Annotated in this window: 14 protein-coding genes and 1 pseudogene; 11 read left to right on the top strand and 4 right to left on the bottom strand. The window is 68.0% G+C overall.

All coding sequences use genetic code 11. The features are described 5' to 3' along the window. Positions 1 to 59: 59 nt before the first annotated feature. A pseudogene (locus tag A3CE_RS59045) lies at positions 60 to 208 on the bottom strand (IS5/IS1182 family transposase); the annotation flags it as partial. Positions 209 to 291: 83 nt separating this feature from the next. On the opposite strand from A3CE_RS59045, the gene A3CE_RS52705 reads away from it, so the two are divergent. The 9 genes from A3CE_RS52705 (at position 292) to A3CE_RS0144015 (ending at position 9,749) form a co-directional block, all read left to right on the top strand. After that, complete coding sequence (locus tag A3CE_RS52705) at positions 292 to 3,084, top strand: AfsR/SARP family transcriptional regulator (protein WP_020646512.1); 2,793 nt, start codon at positions 292 to 294, stop codon at positions 3,082 to 3,084. A 640-nt stretch (positions 3,085 to 3,724) separates the two neighbouring features. Then, positions 3,725 to 4,003 (top strand): hypothetical protein, encoded by a 279-nt coding sequence (locus tag A3CE_RS0144050; RefSeq protein WP_020646511.1) that lies wholly within the window; start codon positions 3,725 to 3,727, stop codon positions 4,001 to 4,003. 114 nt (positions 4,004 to 4,117) lie between these two features. Next, entirely contained in the window at positions 4,118 to 4,534 is a 417-nt protein-coding gene (locus A3CE_RS0144045) for a hypothetical protein (protein ID WP_020646510.1), read from the top strand. A gap of 11 nt (positions 4,535 to 4,545) precedes the next feature. Beyond that, positions 4,546 to 5,421, top strand: coding sequence for a hypothetical protein (locus tag A3CE_RS53800; protein WP_020646509.1), 876 nt, complete (start codon positions 4,546 to 4,548; stop codon positions 5,419 to 5,421). A 91-nt stretch (positions 5,422 to 5,512) separates the two neighbouring features. Next, positions 5,513 to 5,794 carry a hypothetical protein gene (locus A3CE_RS0144035; protein ID WP_020646508.1) on the top strand — a complete coding sequence of 94 codons (282 nt, stop codon included), beginning with the start codon at positions 5,513 to 5,515 and terminating at the stop codon, positions 5,792 to 5,794. A 252-nt stretch (positions 5,795 to 6,046) separates the two neighbouring features. After that, entirely contained in the window at positions 6,047 to 6,364 is a 318-nt protein-coding gene (locus tag A3CE_RS0144030; RefSeq protein WP_185839859.1) for a hypothetical protein, read from the top strand. 194 nt (positions 6,365 to 6,558) lie between these two features. Next, the gene (locus A3CE_RS0144025; RefSeq protein ID WP_020646506.1) at positions 6,559 to 8,739 is read left to right on the top strand and encodes a glycoside hydrolase domain-containing protein; all 2,181 of its coding nucleotides are present in this window, start codon (positions 6,559 to 6,561) and stop codon (positions 8,737 to 8,739) included. Beyond that, the gene (locus A3CE_RS0144020; protein WP_020646505.1) at positions 8,739 to 9,371 is read left to right on the top strand and encodes a M15 family metallopeptidase; all 633 of its coding nucleotides are present in this window, start codon (positions 8,739 to 8,741) and stop codon (positions 9,369 to 9,371) included. The genes A3CE_RS0144025 and A3CE_RS0144020 overlap by 1 nt, the downstream gene beginning before the upstream one ends. A 120-nt stretch (positions 9,372 to 9,491) precedes the next feature. Continuing rightward, a complete protein-coding gene (locus A3CE_RS0144015) occupies positions 9,492 to 9,749 on the top strand; it encodes a hypothetical protein (RefSeq protein WP_020646504.1) in 258 nt (85 codons plus the stop codon). A 171-nt stretch (positions 9,750 to 9,920) separates the two neighbouring features. Here A3CE_RS0144015 and A3CE_RS58170 read toward each other — a convergent pair whose 3' ends face one another. Together A3CE_RS58170 and A3CE_RS58165 are read right to left on the bottom strand one after the other, a co-directional pair. After that, positions 9,921 to 10,385: a hypothetical protein gene (locus A3CE_RS58170; RefSeq protein ID WP_020646503.1), complete on the bottom strand. Its 465-nt coding sequence runs from the start codon at positions 10,383 to 10,385 to the stop codon at positions 9,921 to 9,923. Between the two features lie 82 nt (positions 10,386 to 10,467). Then, positions 10,468 to 11,508: a hypothetical protein gene (locus A3CE_RS58165; RefSeq protein ID WP_020646502.1), complete on the bottom strand. Its 1,041-nt coding sequence runs from the start codon at positions 11,506 to 11,508 to the stop codon at positions 10,468 to 10,470. 126 nt (positions 11,509 to 11,634) lie between these two features. Between A3CE_RS58165 and A3CE_RS58160 the strand changes: the two genes are divergently transcribed. Both A3CE_RS58160 and A3CE_RS0144000 read left to right on the top strand, forming a co-directional pair. Continuing rightward, positions 11,635 to 11,883 carry a CGNR zinc finger domain-containing protein gene (locus tag A3CE_RS58160; RefSeq protein WP_084641985.1) on the top strand — a complete coding sequence of 83 codons (249 nt, stop codon included), beginning with the start codon at positions 11,635 to 11,637 and terminating at the stop codon, positions 11,881 to 11,883. A 239-nt stretch (positions 11,884 to 12,122) separates the two neighbouring features. After that, positions 12,123 to 12,923, top strand: a complete 801-nt coding sequence (locus A3CE_RS0144000; RefSeq protein ID WP_026469443.1) for a hypothetical protein — start codon at positions 12,123 to 12,125, stop codon at positions 12,921 to 12,923. Between the two features lie 549 nt (positions 12,924 to 13,472). On the opposite strand, the gene A3CE_RS0143995 is transcribed toward A3CE_RS0144000, so the two are convergent. Beyond that, positions 13,473 to 14,360 carry a hypothetical protein gene (locus A3CE_RS0143995; RefSeq protein ID WP_020646501.1) on the bottom strand — a complete coding sequence of 296 codons (888 nt, stop codon included), beginning with the start codon at positions 14,358 to 14,360 and terminating at the stop codon, positions 13,473 to 13,475. Positions 14,361 to 14,551: the final 191 nt, after the last annotated feature.

The following is a 14,551-nucleotide window of genomic DNA, read 5'->3' as shown; positions in this document are numbered from 1 at the left end:
ACTGGCAATGGCCTATTCCGCGAACGTGTCCGATTGCTCTCACCCGTTCAGGCTCTCCTAGCCGGGAGTGCTTTGCCCAGAGACTTGAGCGTATGGCTGTCGTGCGTGTTGGCGTGGAGATTCCGACAGTCAAGGGCAGGCCTGTCCGGTCGGATAGCACGTAGATCTTCGAACCTGGCCTGGCACGACCCACCAGGCTCGGACCGGCGCGGTGGTGGGTGCCCTTGAATTGGGCGCCCGGCCGGAGTAAGCCGTTGAGTGCGGGAAGGACAACTCTTGGGGGGCTGAGACGTGGAGTTCCGGCTGCTCGGAGCCGTGGAGGCGGACATCGGTGGACAGCCCGTGGAGCTGGGCCCGGTCCGTCAACGGTGTCTGTTCGTGACGTTCCTGGTTGAGGCGAACCATATCTTGCCGGTCGACCGATTGGCGGACCGGGTTTGGGAGGGCGCCCAACCGAATCTCGCAACGCTTTACAGCTACGTATCCCGACTCCGTCACGCGCTGGCCACCGCGGAAGGCGTCGCGATCGTCCGTCGCTCCGGTGGCTACGTGCTGACCGTCGATCCTGAGACGGTGGACTTGCACCGGTTCCGCCGGCTGGTGCAGGTCGCCCGTCAGACGCGCGACGCCGACCAGGCTGCAGCCGGTTACAGCGAAGCGCTGGCGCTGTGGCGGGACCGGGCATTCTCCGGACTGGACACGCCGTGGATCAATCAGTTGCGCGCCACCCTGGATGCCGAACGGCACGCCGCCAGGTTGGAGCGCAACGATCTGATGCTGGGATTGGGCCGGCACACCGACGTGCTCGCCGACATCACCGCTCTGGCGGCAGAGCACCCGTTGGACGAACGCCTCGCCTGTCAGCTCGTGCTGGCCCTCTACCGGACCGGACGCCGAGCGGACGCGCTACGCGCTTACCAGGACATCCGCAGCCTTCTGCTGGAGGAACTCGGGCTGGATACCGGACCGGAACTGCGGCAACTGCACCAGCTCGTGTTGAACGACGAGGTCGCCGAGTGGGGCCGAAAACCTGAACGGGTGATTCCGCGTCAACTTCCGGCCGATACGGCCCACTTCACCGGTCGCGCGTTGCACTTGGCGGCGCTACGCGCTGATTGGGAGCAGGCGCGGCTGACCGCGACGGCGGCCGTAGTGGTGATCTGCGGGATGGCAGGCGTTGGGAAGACGAGCTTGGCAGTGCGCTTCGCCCACGAGGTGGTCGAGTGGTTCCCGGATGGGCAGCTGTACCTCGACCTGCGGGGTAGCACTTCACCTCTCGCCCCTGTGGAGGCCCTGGGCCGGCTGTTGCGCGGCTTGGACGCCGAGCATGGTCATATCCCTGCGCATGAGCAGGAGCTGACGGCCGCCTACCGCTCGCTGTTGGCTGGCAGACGTGTGCTGTTCCTGCTCGACGACGCGCGCAATGCGGAGCAGATCAGTCCGCTGCTGCCCGGTACGCCCGGCTGCCTGGTTGTGGTCACCAGCCGCGCGACGCCTTCGACGCTGGAAAACGTCCACCACGTTGACCTGGACGTCCTGACCGATGAGGAAGCACTGACTCTGCTGTCCCGGCTGGTCGGCCGCGAACGGGTGGAGCGAGAGCCGGACACGGCGATGGGCGTGGTCCGGATGTGCGCCGGTCTGCCGCTGGCAGTGCGCATCGCGGGCGCCCGGCTGGTTGCGCGGCCGACGTGGGATGTCGCCACGCTCGCCGACCGGTTCGCCGACGAGCAGAGCAGGCTCGACGAACTGCGGTCGGGCGACCGGGCCGTGCGGGCGGGATTCGCGCTCAGCTACGAGGCGCTGCTGGCCAGTGACAATGCCGTGGACCGCGCCGCGGCACGGGCTTTTCGGTTGCTGGGTGCGCTGGACTGGATCGACTTGGACGTGCCGATCGCCGCCGCGCTGCTGGACGTGGAGGGGGTTGCCGCGCGCGAGGCGCTGGAGCGTTTGGTCGACGACCACCTCCTGGACTCGACCGCCTCCGGCCGCTACGACTGCCACGACCTGTTGCGGTTGTATGGCCGTGACCTCGCCCTGCGCCGGGAGTCCGAACACGACCGCCGCGACGCCTTGCTCCGGGTGCTGCACTGCTACCTCGACGCCGCCGAGCAGGCCAACCTCCTGGTCAACCCGCACACCGCCCACTCGTCGGCGCAGGCCCGAAAGCTGCGCGCCAGATTCTCGCTGACCACTGAGGCCGAGGCGACCACCTGGGTCGACGCCGAGCACGCCAATCTGATGGCTGTCGCGCGCCAGGCGCTTCAAGCGCCCGATCCCACGCCCGCCCACGCCGTACGGCTCACCGCCGTGCTGAATCGGCTGTTCGATCTGAGAGGTTATTGGCGTGAGCTGATCCCCGTGCGTGAAGCCGCCGCCGAAGTCGCCCGCCGACTGGGTGATCGGCGCGGGGAGGCCTTCGCTCTCCAGGACGTGGCGTGGGCCTCCGTCTCGACCGCCGGGCAACCGGAACGGGGCATTGCCTGTGGCCGTGCCGCGCTCGGCTTGTGGAGGGAACTCGACGAGCCTCGCAGCGCGCAAGCCTGCCTGAACATCCTGGGGTACGCGCTGCGGCAAATGGGCCGCCTGGACGAGGCGCTCGAGTGCCTCGAGGAGGCTGCCGGCATCTGCCGCCACATCGGCCACCGCTACGGCCTGGCGGCCACCGAGAACCACCTGGGGTTGGTGCACCAGCACTTGCGGCGGTTCGACGAGGCGATCGATTGCCACGAGCGCGCACTTGCACTCAACCGGGAAGTGGGCGACCGCTCGGGCGAGTCGGTCGCGCTGGCCAACCTCGGCTGGGCCTGGTCCCGCGCGGGCCAACCGGACCAAGCCGTCGGCTGGTTCCAGCGCGGTGCGTCGCAGGCGCATGACACAGGCGACCGCTACCAGGAAGCCGAGGCGCTGTGGGGCCTCGGAGGGGTCCATCACCTGGTGGGCAACCACGGCCAGGCACGCGCCTGCTGGCACCGGTCGATCACGATCCTCCGCGAGATCGGCGCCATCACCGGCGACCACGCCGCCGGATTGCTCCGGCAGCCCGTTCCGGACACGCCGGAGATCATCCTGCGCAACACCTGATCGCGCCCGTGACCTGCCCCGTCAAGCTTTCGCAAGGGCTCTGCCAGCCGCGCCGACTAGCGTCTCGGAAGGTGGGCGTAACGGCCGCCGGAACGGGGAAGCGCCACAGTCAGGCACGAACCTGCCGTGGAGTCCACACGAGGGGAGGTACACGGTTTGTGCCATGGCCGGAGCTGAGCGAAGGCGTAAATCCGCTCGCAGTGCCGACTGGGGTGCCGCGAAACCTTCCACGCACGCAGTCGGCGAAGCGGCTTACCAATTATGCAATACCTTGGCCAGCCGGCCGCGACGACCGATGGAGCCGACACGGAACTCGCCCAATTACGTGTTCGCCAGCGAGTGTCGGCGCCAACGGACGTGGCGGATGCACGCGTAACTTGTCAGCCTCGTCTGGGGGCTCGATGAAGTTTTTGCGGGGCCAATGGTGCTGAACCACGATGTCGACGGGCACTTCTGCAAAGCGTTGCGGGAAGTCGGCAGCGGATGGGGTCACGACTTTCGCCACGTGACGGTTCTTCCGAAACCGCGGCGTCGACGAGTTACACCAGCAATCGGAGTCCGTTGCCATCGGAGTGATGAATTTCTTCGACGGAAACTATTCGGGGGCTAGTACTAACGGCGAAACATCTGGGGAGTCATCGTGCGCTCACCGTCGCGGCCACCGGGCCGCCGGACGACCATCGCTCTGCTCGCCCTCGGCCTGACGTCGGCCATCCTGGTGGCGCCGGCCGGCGGAGCGGCCGCCGCGCCGCCCGGCGGGCCACCAGGTGCGGCCGCGCCGGCTGGCTCCGCCCTCCCGCTCACGGAACGAGCGGAATGGCTCCACAAGATCAGGATCGACGCGAACGGCGAAGGCGACTTCCACAACGGGGACAAGCCCAGCCCGTTCTGCTTCGGGTTCTCCGAAGTGCCTGCCTGAGTCGCGAGTCGTTCCACCCCAACGGGGACGGCACGACCGGGTACGCGATGGTCCTCCGCCGCAAGCTCGACGGAATCGGTTACCCCTGAGTTGTCCCGAAGAAAGGAAAGTCCGATGAAACGTGCCCTGACTGCCGCAGCGGCGCTCACGCTCGGGGCGGCGGCGGTGACCGTCGCCGGTGCGCCACCGGCCACCGCGACCTGTGCCCTGAGCTACTACTGCGGCTACCAAGGAGTCGACTACGGACCCAAGGAATGCGCCTGGGCGGGCAGTGACAGCAACTACAACACACCACGGTCCTGCCTGCAGCTCAACGGAATTCGCAACGGCTCGGCCAACGACATGATCAGCTCCTATCAGAACTGGGGGACCGGTACCTACAACTGTCTCCGGTCCTTCAAGTACGCCAACTATTCCTACGAAACCTGGTTCACGCCGAGCGAATTCGTCTACCCCGGCAACGGGAAGGTCAGTTGGGTCGGCACAGTCGACAACGACGAGGCGTCGAGCCACTACTGGCAGAGCTGCTGAGGAGGACCGCGATGAGCAGAAGAATCCGCATCACCCTGGCGCTGGTCGCGCTCGGCGTTTCCGGCTGCGGCGTCGCCACAGGCGCGCCGACGCCGTCGGGTGAGCCGCCGATCGACACGCTCCCGGCGATCACCGCTTATTCCGCCGTATCGTTCCCATTGGCCGCGTACCGCACGCGACCCGGCGAGCAGCTCACCCTGAGCCTGGCCCACGACCAGGCCGTCCGGAACTGCCTGGGCCGGTACGGGATTGACTACCCGCTCCCCCAGCGCACCGCCACCCCGAACTTCGACCGGCCGATCGGCGTGATCTCGGCCAGCGACGCCGCGCGGTTCGGGTACAAGAGCCCGCACGCCGCCGACATCGCCGCGACGGACCGGGCGAAAGCCGCTGAGAAGGCGCCGGACGCCGTGACGCTGGGGGTGCTGAGCGGCACCGGCAAGAGCACGGTCAACGGCGTGCCGGTTCCGGCCGGCGGCTGCGCGACCCAGGTGCAGCACGAACTGGCGGATCACAACCCGAGCCAGGAGAACCGTGTGATCTCGCTGGCTTCGGAATCCTACGCCCGCGCGGAGGCGGACAGCCGGGTGGTCACCGCGTTTGGCCGCTGGCGCACCTGCATGACGGCGGCGGGCTTCGACTACCGCGACCCGTGGGCCGCCAACAACGATCCGGTCTTCGGCGCCGGTGAACCCACGGCGCAGGAGATCGCGACCGCGCGCGCGGATGTCGCCTGCCGCATCGCGGAGAACGTGACCGGCACGTGGCTGGCGGTCATCATCGCGTACCAGAAGCGGCTGGTTTCCCAGCACCACGCCGAACTGGACCGGTACCGATCGGAGACCGAAACACAGCTGAAGGCAGCGGCGCCGTTGCTGGGCCGGTAGCGCGCCCGCCATCGGAGTCCGGGGCCCGCCGTGCCCGGCGGGCCCCGGACTTCAACGATTAGCCAGTAGCGTGTCGCTGCTTAGTCCTGGCATGCGTGGCTGGGATGCTGTTGTGTGGCAGGTCGTTCCCTGCCGGACAAGGACGATTCTCGCGGCCTCGCAGAAGAAGCGGCCGGTCAGGTTGACCGCGCGGGATCGTGACGAGCTGGTCCGGATGCTTCGCCTGCGTGACCGCTTGGCGGCGCGTGACCACGATCTTGCCGTGGACGTGGCGGCCGGTCACGCAGGCCTGACCTTCGTGGGAGCTGCCTCGGCCACGTTCACCGACATGCTCACGATCAACGCGCCTCATCACCCGCTCGACACACGTTGACGCGCCGGCGCACGTCAACTGTGACGGCATTGCAGCGGGAAACTCTGGAGAGTCGACGGTTTCTTTTTTCGATGAACGCCTGGAGCTCAATAGTCGTTGCCCGAAAACGTTTGCGAAGCGCCGAGATCGGTATCGCGAACGGTGTCGCGGGAGGCCTTGCCAGTCTGAGTCGGTGGCCTCGCGGAGAAGCTGCTCCAACCGCCCGTTACGCTCCCCGACATGAAACCAAGACCGGCGTGGCATGTGTACCGCATGGTGCTGCGGTTGTGCGCCGTGGCACTGCTCGTCGTCGGCGTGCTGGCCTACGGCTTCGGGGTCCTGACCTGGTTGATCGGTGAAACCGATGAAGCCTGCGCTCAAGGCCTCGTGTACGACGGCGCCGATTTCGTGCGGATGCGGACGAGCCTGCTCCCGCTGGAGAACACCTGCCTGTTCGCGGACGGCACCACGCGTTCCGGAATCCCGGACTGGGTGAACCCCCTTTTTTTCACTGGAATCATCGGCGCGGTCGTCTGTGCGTCGGTGTCCGTCTGGCTCAACCGCAACAGCAACGGTCGGCCGACCGACTGAAGCATTCGCACAATTCGGCAAATTCGCGCCTATCACCCGTTCAGCTGTACAGCCCTGCTCGCGACTGGCTTAGTCTTGCAGACTAGGGTTGCTCGGACGTGCCACGTTCGCCGCCGAGCTGGATTCTGTGGGGGAAACCATGACCAATGCTCTCCGCGTCGTGCACTGCCGTTCGCCAAGACGGGGTTGATCCCGTGGCCGACGAGAAGGTGCGCCTGGCGCAGCGATTCATCAACTCGTACAACGTACCCGGCATCCCGAAGCTCGACGAGGACGGGAAGACGAGCTGGTCCGTCATGTACGCGCTCACCCGTGCGCTGCAGTACGAACTCGGGATCACGGCGTTGTCGGATTCCTTCGGCCCGACCACTGTCGCCACGCTGCAGCAACAGTTTCCGGTGATCGACGGCCTGAACACGCACGGCAACGTCAACCGGATCGTGGCGTACGGCTTGTACTGCAAGGGATATCCCGGCGGAGACCTCAAGGGCGTTTACGACGACGAGGTCGCGGAATCGGTGACGCGCCTCAAGCAGGACATGGGCGTCGCGGGCACCTACCCCGGCGACGGGCTCGTCCCGAAGGTGTTCAAGGGCCTGTTGACGATGGACCCGTACGTCGTGGTGAACAACGGCCGCGACCAGGTGCGCGCGGTCCAGCAGTGGCTCAACGGCACCTTCATCACCCGCCGCGACTTCTTCGTCATCCCGTGCGACGGGCACTTCTCACGCGACGTGCAGAAGGCGCTGCTACTGGCGATCCAGTTCCAGCTCGGGATGAGCGACGACGTCGCCAACGGCCGGTTCGGACCCGCCACCAAGGCCGGCATCCGCAGCAACCAGTTGTCTGTCGGCTCGTCGGGGCGCTGGGTGCAGCTGTTCAGCGGCGCCATGATCTTCAACCAACGCGACGGCGTGGCGTTCGCGACTTCGTTCACCAGTGAACTCGCCGCGCGCGTGCGGGAATTCCAGCGGTTCGTTGCCCTTCCTGAGAGCGGTGACGGCGACTTCGCGACCTGGGCGTCGCTGCTGGTTTCGACCGGCGATGATACGCGGCGCGGCACGGCGTGCGACTCGGTGAGCGAGGTGACCACGTTCCGCGCCGCGGCGCTGCGAAGCGCAGGCTATCAGGTAGTCGGACGCTACCTGTGCAACGTAACGGGATCCTCGCTGAACAAGATGATCCAGCCGTTCGAGCTGGACACGATCGTCGCGGCGGGACTGCGAGTGTTCCCGATCTACCAAACCTACGGCGGCGAGGCGGCGTACTTCCGCCGTGAGCAGGGCATGGGCGACGCGTTCGCGGCGATCAGCTGGGCCCGCTACCACGGTTTCCAGGCGGGAACCCGAATCTACTTCGCCGTCGACTTCGACGCCCTCGACTACCAGATCACCGAGAACGTCATCCCGCACTTCACCGGCATCAAGACGATCCTCGACGAGCACGGTGCCGAGTACTCGCTCGGTATCTACGGGGCACGCAACGTGTGCAGCCGCGTCCGGGCGGCGGGGCTCAGCACCGGGAGCTTCGTCTCCGACATGTCGACCGGGTTCTCCGGCAACCTGGGCTTCCCGATGCCTTCCGACTGGGCGTTCGACCAAATCGCCACCGTCCAGGTCGGCTCGGGCACCGGCGCCATCGAGATCGACAACAACATCGCCAACGGCCGTGATCTCGGGCAGAACAGCTTCTCGTCGCAGGTCTACTTCGGACTGGACGTCGGCTTCGACATGAGCTGGCGTGACGCGATGCTGCGGGATGTCCAGGCATATCTGGAGTCGATCAACGTGCCCGAGTCCGGAGGCCCCGGCGGCGAGGCATTGACACTGCACACCACCACGGAGAGCTACAATGCGACGCTCGCGGTCGACGGGCTGATCACCTCGCTGGCGCGGACACTGCGAATGCGCAAGGCGCTGATCCAGTGCCCACTGCTGTGGGAGATCCGCAAGCTGAACATCGCAGACCCACCCGCCGACGACGCAGTGCGCCTCGGGCTGAAAGACGACAGCAGCACCGGGCTGGCGCAGATTTTCGCGGCCACGGCCATCCGTGCCCGTAATCACTGCATTCGCCAGGGCATCATCGGCGGCACCATCATGGACTTCGGCAACGACGACGACCGGCTCTCCGTGTGGCACAAGCTGAACGAGGACAACATCTACAACATCAGCACAGTGCCGCTGGTACTGATCGAAGGCGCGGCCGACGTCGGACTCCGCCGGCCGGACGTGTTCTTCACCGAGGACGAGACCCGCCGAACCCTGGCCCGCTACAATGGAACCGGGGACGCGGCCGAAAACTACGGCCGGCAACTGCTCGGCCTCTATCGAGTGTTCGAGAAGTACCACAAGCCGTTGCGTGAGGCGTCGTGATGACCGCGAACCAGGGAACCAACGTCAGCCGCCGCACCGCATTGCGCGTCGGCGTGAGCTTGGCCGTCGCGGCGACCGTGGCCCCGTTGCCGACCGGTATCGCCGAGGCGCAGCAGCAGCCGGGTCCGGCCGGCCCAGACCGGCTCGCGCAGGTGCGCACCGGCGCCGTCAGCACCAACGGCTGGCCCATCGAGAAGAACGCTGACATCGGTGGCGCCGTCTGGACCCGGGAGATCGACGGCACAGGACTGTCGGTCGCGCTGTCCATCGGCGAGGTGCAAACCGTGCTCGGACATGTCGTACGACGCTACTGCTACGAGATCGACGTAGTGCAGCCGGGCGAGGTGGTCGGCCACATACCTGTCGAACAGCTCCCGCCTTCCACTTCGGACAATCACGCATCGGGCACGGCCGTGGACATCCGTCCGGGCTGGTACCCAGCCGGGACGCGGGGCAACTTCTTCCCCTCGCAGCTGAACTCCGTCCACACGATCTTGGCCGAATGCCACGGAGTCGTCGCCTGGGGTGGCTACCGCACCGTCGCCGACGAGGGGCACTTCGAGATCGCGGTACCTCCCCGTGATCCGCGGCTCGTCGACCTCGCGGCGGAGCTTCGCGAATGGAAGTACTGACACCGCAAAGAGATCATCGAGCATCCCGAAGGAGAGATGATGGGGGCACTAAGCATCCACAGGTAGCCCAACCGCACGTCATGGACGCCATTGCCAAGTACAACACGCAGACGCCTCTCGATGACCTCGAGCCGGCTCGGCTCACCGAGCAACTCGGCCAAGTCGACGAGGGTGTGCACGTCGCTGTCGGCGCTCGGTGCCACCGCCGGCGGCGGGCGGTTCCGGCCGGAAGCCACGATCTTCGCCAACGCCCAGCGCCTCGACAACGGTTCCGGAGCGTCCCGCCCGGCCGCCGCCCGGTCCGGTCCGCCCTGGCCGGGGGCCATCAACGGCGGCTCCCGCAAATACTGCCCGCCGTGCCCGAACGCCCAGGCGTAGTTGACCTTGTCAACGCGGATGAACAGAGCAGCAGACGCTGTCGTGGCCGTGAAGCCAAGATCAATTCCTGTGAGCGATGTGACCGCCGCTGCCCACTCGACCGCCGCCGCAGCTGCGGCTGAGCAGGTCCACAGGCATGCGGAGTGAACGCTTGCTCAGCCCACCTTCAGCTCAAAGGCGTCCAGCCCAGCAGTCGCCGGTCACCACCGCGCCCGCGATCACGGTCTCGGTACGGATCCAGGTCCCACGATCCGTAGCCGCGCCGATCGACCGGCAGTTCCGTACCAGACCCGTCCGGTCCAACTGCTCATCCGGGGGCCTTCTCGACCCGCTCCGCACCTCGGCCCAGGAATGGGACCTCATATTCGACGCAGCAGGGTCGTCGAGGCACGCGCCGACGCCCTGGACCGCGGACGCCCTATGCCTGCCCGGGCTGTAGCGGGATCGGCTCGAACACGCCTCCAGCCAGAACACCGGCCGCAGCGAGGTGAGCGCGTAGCTGGTCGGCGAGGTCGGTGGTGTCGTCGCCCAGGTCGTCGCCGACACACTCGACGGCTGGACGGTGAACGGCCGATACCCGGCCACGGCGGGCAAGTCGAAGTGGTCGAACCGGCCGGACCGCAGGTCCCAGCGCACCAGCCGGCTCCCGCCGCCGCGCTCGCGGGCGGTGCCACTGTTCGAGACCGTTCCGGACGGCTTTCCGCAGGCTCGCCGGCGGTCAGTGCGGCAGCGCGTCGAAGATCTTCCGGGCGGTGCCGGCGAGGTCACCGGCCGACGGGTGGTCGGCGCGGTACTCGAGCAGCACACGGTCGCGGCCGGCGCGGAACAGGATCTGGTGGTGGCCGCCGGTGCCCGGCGAAACACAGCTGTAGTCGCCGATCGGGACCGGCAGGGCCGTCCAGCCCGGCTGGTGCTCGCACAAGAAGCGCGTCTCGGCCACGGCCGCGTCCGCGTCCCGGTAGATCATCTGCGTGACCGCCACGGTCTCCCCGGCCGTCGACGCGCGGGCGCAGCTGATCTTGACGTCCGAGCCGGAGACGGAGAGCACCTCGTGCTGGGCCAGCGTCTCGCTTTCGGTCCCGTCGGTCGGATGACCCGTGAGCGCGCGGAAAAGCTCCGCCGGCAGGGCGTCGCACGGCTTGGCCACCAGGTCGTACGGCGCTGGGTACCGGTACTCCGGCGCCGGCTTCGGCCCTTCGGCGAGCCGGGCCGCGATGCCGTCGATCAGCTTGGCCACAGCGGTTTCGCCGTCGGCGAGCTCGGCGAAGCGGGTCATCTTCAGCCGCGCCGCGGGAAACGTCACCACGGCGTCGGCCGGGCTTTCGCCGGTACCCCGGTCGTACGGCACACCGTGACTCGTCGCGGTGCCGCGGACCTGCTGCTCCCCCACCGTGAGGAGGACGACCGGGGGCACGCTCCCGCTCTGAGGTCCGACCGGGCCACCGCACGAGTTCGTCCCCAGCGGCCTGCCGGGTTCCGGACCGGTCCGCACGATCCCGGAAGGGTACCTCAGGCCGGCCGCGGCGACGACGTCCGGACTCAGCACGGAACAGGCGTCGAACCCGGCGGCGGGACCGGTCCCGGGCACCGTCAGGATGTCCACATCGGCCGGCCTCGGATCCGGTGTGGCCGGGGCAGCGCCCGGCGCACCGACGCCCGAGATCAGCCCGTGCACCAAGGGGAACAGGAAGATCACCAGCAGAACGGCGAGCGCCAGCAGGAACTTCCAGTTCCGCCCGCCACGGGACAGCTCGGTCATCGGCTCCTCCCCCGGTACGATGAACCGCGCCAGCCTACTCCCGGCCGGTTTCCCTTTGCCGCAGCCCTCCGCCTCGGCCCGGACGGCCGGGTCCACTCGGAACCACGCGGCACCGGCTGGCGGGCCATGGCTTCGCTCGCCCTTATCGCGGACGCCCAGGCGGCCGGCACCTGGCGCCGTCTCAAGACGTGCCGCAACCCCCGGTGCGAGGCCGCGTTCCACGACCGCTCGCGCAACAACAGCGGCACCTGGCCCGATCGCCGGCTCCCGGGCGGTCGCGCCGTCCCCGAGCAGGGCCAGGTGTTCGCTGAGCGGCTCCGGGTCGAGGCACGGGCCCGGCGGCATTGCCGGGGTCACATCCGGTCCGGATGCTGATCTGCCGGCCTTCGGTGGCACCGCGCCGAGGACCGCGACTTTGATCTGGACTGCCTTCCGGGGCCTGTCAGGTTTGCCAGCAGGGGACCGGATTTCTAGGATCTCGGCATCACGAGCCGGAGTGCTCGATCGTCTGGGAGTTCGGAGGTTCACCGATGGCGCGTGCCGGCCGGCGAAGAGCCCACAGCAGGCTTGACCGTCGAGGAGGTGCTGCGGAAGGCCTCGGGTGGGCCCATCCGATGGAGACAGTCGAGCTGCCGGTGATCCCCCGGGAGCCGGGGAAAGCGGACGCCGACCCGGACGGACGCCGAGCGCGGCTGGAACGGCAGGCCAGGGAAGCAGCCGACGCGCAGCTGCGCGCGGGGGCGCGGATCCGCTTGGCGGTCGTGGTCGTCGGCGCGGCCGTGGTGGTGGCGGCGAGCATCGTCGCACTGACGACGGTGTCCCGCCCGGCTCCGCCGCCGCGCGAGGCGGCGTTGTCGGCGGAGCCGCTCGAGCCGGCCGCCCCGCTGCCGCTGCCGACGTCGAGCGCCATCCCGGCTCAGTCCGCCGCGCCCACGACCTCGGCCACGCTCCCGGCCACGACGACGCACTCGCCGACCCGGCGGAGCGTCGCCCCACCGCCACCGCCGGCTGCCCCGGTCACCCCCGCCCCGCACTGCCCGACCGCCGAGACGGCGACGCTCAACGACGACGCGAACGGCATCGTCTACAGCGGATCGTGGTACGTCGCCGGCAGGCGCGGCTTGGGCGACTTCCACGACGACGTCCACGCCACGATGGCGAACGGCAGCTCAGTCGGCTACGCCTTCACCGGGACCGGCATCGCGCTCTTCAGCGAGACCTACTCCGACGAGGGCCGGATGGACATCTACCTCGACGAAGTCTTCCAGCGCACCGTCGACACCACGAGCCAGGCCCGGCACGCCCAGCAGAGCGTGTTCAGCGCCTGCGGCCTGTCGCCGGGCCGCCACACCATCCGGGCCGTCAAGCGCAGCGGCACCTACATGCTGCTGGACCGCTTCGACGTCACGCCGTGAGCCGCTGGACTCGCACGATCCACACCGGACAATCGCCAGTGCCGGGCCCACCGCACCGATGCAAACCCACGCGAACGCGGCCACGTCCTTGGCGAGCTCGTCGGCCCCTTTGGGCTGGTCCAGACGGTAGATGCCCTCCTTCACGTCGAGCCAGGCACATTCCCGCTCCCCGAGCAGGGCCTCGGGATCTCCCCGACGCAGAGCCTGCCGTGCGCGTTCCAGACCGGAAGCCGTCATGCCCGTCATCTTCCCGCGCGGCGACGGGTGCCCGGCTCGCCGGGTGCCCGTCTCTCGCCGATTTGTCCCGCTCGAGAGGGGCAACCTTGCGGCCCGACCGGGAGCGGTGGACGCCCCGAAAGCCGCCCGCCGCTCGCGCACTCTCTCCCTCGGACCGTCGCCACACGGCTATCGATTCGCCTTGGCTTCGCGACGGCCGCCGTGACGGTTTCCCTTGCTGTGCTTGTCCGAGGTGGACTTGCTCTTACCCTTCGTTCGTGATCATCAAGCGGCGAAGGCGGCTGGTTTCGTACCCCATCGAACGGGTTCCGCCTACACGGCGGACTCATCGCACCAGGCGGACACCATCAAGCTGCCGGGTGGTACCGCATCAGCGCGGACTCCCGGCAAATGCACACGCGCCGGAGCGGAGGCATGGCGGTGCTGGTCGTCCAGGCGCGTGACGTCGAGGACGGACCGGCCGGTCGTGGTGTGGCATTCCGCGCGGTGCGGGCCTGCCGGGAAGTGACCGACCGCCATTCCGGCAGCGAGAGCACCGTCCTCATGGTCATCGATCTCGTCGACCATGAACAACCAGCATTCGCCCCCTTCGACGAGCTGGAAGGCAGTCTGGGCGTCAAGCGACCGCACAATTTCCGGGCGGGCTTGAAGGCCGTTGTGAACGAGGTAAGTGACGGCACAACAGACAGGCACCGCGTCCGCGTAGGAAGTACGGACCCGGTCATAACCTTTGACCGCCCATCCCCGTTTCGACAGCAATCTCGCTGCCGCCCCCCGGCCCGCCGGATGCGAGCCAGACTCGGCGATGTCGAGCAGGAAAGGGACTGCGGACACCGCCGCTGGATAGAGCTGACCGCTGTGATCGTGACAGATGCCGGAGTTCTGCATCATGGAGTACGCCAGGGAGATGGCTGCCGGATCGGTGGAGCGCGCCAACGTCCGAAGACTGGGTGCCACGACCTTCGGGTCGTACCAATCCGGGCGACCGGGGATGACGTGCCAATCGACGGAGTCGTACTCGTCGGGAGACGACGCCATCAGCAACTCGGGACGCTGTGCCTTCAGACGCTGCGCCTTCGGATGCCGGACCCGAGGTGGCGGACCAAGCCGACGCCACCTCACCCGCAGCGCGTAGAGGCAAATCCCCGCCAGCGCCGCGAGCGGCACAATCGGCGCCGCGGCGCTCAAGGCATGGTTCATCGCCGTACTATGCCGCATTCCGCACGCTGCCTGTACCGAATATCGCCGCCCCGAGACCGACTGTGCCCTATCCGGCAGCGTCAGCGCGACCTCGCCCTGGCGCACTAGGGCGCGTATCGAGTCGTGATCAATCGGCGGTTTTGGCCTGCGTGGCGGATCATGATCCGGTAGATCTTCTCGGTTTGTCGAGC

The sequence above is a fragment of the Amycolatopsis balhimycina FH 1894 genome (assembly GCF_000384295.1).
Taxonomy (GTDB): domain Bacteria; phylum Actinomycetota; class Actinomycetes; order Mycobacteriales; family Pseudonocardiaceae; genus Amycolatopsis; species Amycolatopsis balhimycina.
Note: the sequence above shows the minus strand (reverse complement) of the source record. Positions and strands in the feature narration are given on the sequence as shown.

Excerpts from the sequence above, each read along its gene's own strand:
- A3CE_RS0144045 (WP_020646510.1), top strand. The coding sequence starts at position 4,118 with ATGAAACGTGCCCTGACTGCCGCAGCGGCGCTCACGCTCGGGGCGGCG.
- A3CE_RS53800 (WP_020646509.1), top strand. The coding sequence starts at position 4,546 with ATGAGCAGAAGAATCCGCATCACCCTGGCGCTGGTCGCGCTCGGCGTT.
- A3CE_RS0144035 (WP_020646508.1), top strand. The coding sequence starts at position 5,513 with ATGCGTGGCTGGGATGCTGTTGTGTGGCAGGTCGTTCCCTGCCGGACA.
- A3CE_RS0144030 (WP_185839859.1), top strand. The coding sequence starts at position 6,047 with ATGGTGCTGCGGTTGTGCGCCGTGGCACTGCTCGTCGTCGGCGTGCTG.
- A3CE_RS0144020 (WP_020646505.1), top strand. The coding sequence starts at position 8,739 with ATGACCGCGAACCAGGGAACCAACGTCAGCCGCCGCACCGCATTGCGC.
- A3CE_RS0144015 (WP_020646504.1), top strand. The coding sequence starts at position 9,492 with ATGACCTCGAGCCGGCTCGGCTCACCGAGCAACTCGGCCAAGTCGACG.
- A3CE_RS58165 (WP_020646502.1), bottom strand. The coding sequence starts at position 11,508 with ATGACCGAGCTGTCCCGTGGCGGGCGGAACTGGAAGTTCCTGCTGGCG.
- A3CE_RS58160 (WP_084641985.1), top strand. The coding sequence starts at position 11,635 with ATGGCTTCGCTCGCCCTTATCGCGGACGCCCAGGCGGCCGGCACCTGG.
- A3CE_RS0144000 (WP_026469443.1), top strand. The coding sequence starts at position 12,123 with ATGGAGACAGTCGAGCTGCCGGTGATCCCCCGGGAGCCGGGGAAAGCG.
- A3CE_RS0143995 (WP_020646501.1), bottom strand. The coding sequence starts at position 14,360 with ATGAACCATGCCTTGAGCGCCGCGGCGCCGATTGTGCCGCTCGCGGCG.